We start from the raw sequence: 2105 nt of genomic DNA on the forward strand, positions 1-2105 counted from the left end.
TCGCTTTCACCAGCTCTACGGCCTGTTCCCGGAACTCCGGTGAGTACTTGCTCGGTCGGCCCATCAGGACCCCTTCCTCGGGCTGGAAGCCCAAGCTCAGGGTGTCCACCGAAGCGGGTCAACTCCATCCGTCCATTGGCGACGGTGCCGGCCTCGGAGCGGGATGCGGCGGTTTCGCTCCTGGCTAGAGCGGCTGGCCTCGGCGATGGTGACTACGACGCAGATGCACTTCTCGGGCGCACCGGGGGAGCTCGATGGGTTTGCGAGTTGGCGTGGCGGCTGATCAGCCAAGAGCGGGCTAAGAACTTGGATGCCTTCGGCGCCATGCGCGCTGGAAAGATTACGGGATGACTTCCCTTGAAAGCTGGAGAATCGAGACGGCGATGACCTCCCGCCGATAAGGCCCGTTATGTCGCTGGACGGAGTCGTGGCTGACGGCTGGTGGCCTTCGAGCCACCTGGCCCGGGGGCTGCTCCCCGTCCGGCGTGGGAGCATCTCGGCGGCCCTGCGTGCGCGCGCCGGCGGCTGGAGCTGAGCAACAGGAGGACGTCGGGTGCCGGAGAGCAAGCGGGTCATGGTCACCGGGGGTGCCGGCTTCATCGGCTCGCACCTGTGCGACCGGCTGATCGACCTCGGGCACGACGTCCTGTGCGTGGACAACTTCTACTCGTCCACGAAGTCCAACGTCGCCCACCTGCTCGGACACCCGCGGTTCGAGCTGATGCGGCACGACGTCACGTTCCCGCTGTACGTGGAGGTCGACGAGATCTACCACCTGGCCTGCCCCGCCTCGCCGATCCACTACCAGCGCGACCCGGTGCAGACCACCAAGACGGCGGTGCACGGCTCGATCAACGCCCTCGGCCTGGCCAAGCGGACGAAGGCGCGGATCCTGCTCACCTCCACGTCGGAGGTCTATGGCGACCCCGAGGTGCACCCGCAGACCGAGGACTACTGGGGCCGGGTCAACCCGATCGGCCCGCGGGCCTGCTACGACGAGGGCAAGCGGGCCGCGGAGACCCTGTTCTTCGACTACTGGCGGCAGCACGAGCTGGAGATCAAGGTGGTCCGGCTGTTCAACACCTACGGCCCGCGGATGCACCCGCAGGACGGCCGGGTGGTCTCCAACTTCGTGGTCTCCGCGCTGAACGGCGAGCCGCTGACCGTCTACGGGGACGGGGCGCAGACCCGGTCGTTCTGCTACGTCGACGACATTATCGACGGCCTGGTGACGATGATGGAGAGCCCGCGTGAGGTGACCGGGCCGATCAACCTGGGCAATCCCGGCGAGTTCACCATCCGGGAGCTCGCCGACCTGGTCGTGGAGCTCACCGGCTCCGCCTCGGGGCTGGACCGCCGGCCGCTGCCGGTGGACGACCCGACCCGCCGGCAGCCGGACATCACCCGGGCCCGGGAGTCGCTGGGCTGGGCGCCGACGGTGGAGCTGCGCGAGGGCCTGGAGCGCACGATCGAGCACTTCCGCACCGTCCTCGCCTGATCCATGCCGCGCGCGGACTCCGGCGGCACTGGCAGTCGGTGGCCCGAGTCCTACGTTGTGGGTGCTGTCGGACTCCGCGAGCTGCAGGACCGCAACCGCATCGACTCTCGAGTGCCGCGCTGAGGGCTGTCCTGGACACCAGCGTCGTCACCGCCCGGGACGTCGGCCCACTTGCTGCGAGCTGGCCGTCCGCGCCGCACGCTGGCCGAGCTGCACTTCAGTGTGCTCCCTGCGGTGCGAGCCGAGCGGCTGCGGCGGCTGTCCGTCCTCCAAGGGCGGTTCGACGCCCTGCCGTGGACGAAGCGGTGGCGGCCAGCTACGGGCAGCTCACCGCCGCAGTCGTCGCTCCCGATCGTCGACCTCGTGCCCGAGCGATGGACCTGTTGACCGCCGCGACCGCGCATGCCTACGGCGCACGGCTCTACACCCGCAAACGCGGCTGACCTGCAGGGGCGGCGGTGAGCGCGTCGTGCTGCAGAGTGGAGTTGACCCGCTTCGGTGGACACCCTGAGCTTGGGCTTCCAGCCCGAGGAAGGGGTCCTGATGGGCCGACCGAGCAAGTACTCACCGGAGTTCCGGGAACAGGCCGTAGAGCTGGTGAAAGCGA

The 2105-nt window shown here is 68.8% G+C and carries 1 protein-coding gene; it reads left to right on the top strand.

Going from position 1 to position 2105, the window contains the following annotated elements:
• The first annotated feature begins 553 nt into the window (after nucleotides 1-553).
• Entirely contained in the window at nucleotides 554-1498 is a 945-nt protein-coding gene (locus tag G5C62_RS26630; RefSeq protein WP_231558184.1) for a UDP-glucuronic acid decarboxylase family protein, read from the top strand.
• Nucleotides 1499-2105: the final 607 nt, after the last annotated feature.

This window comes from Modestobacter sp. KNN46-3 (assembly GCF_011039295.1).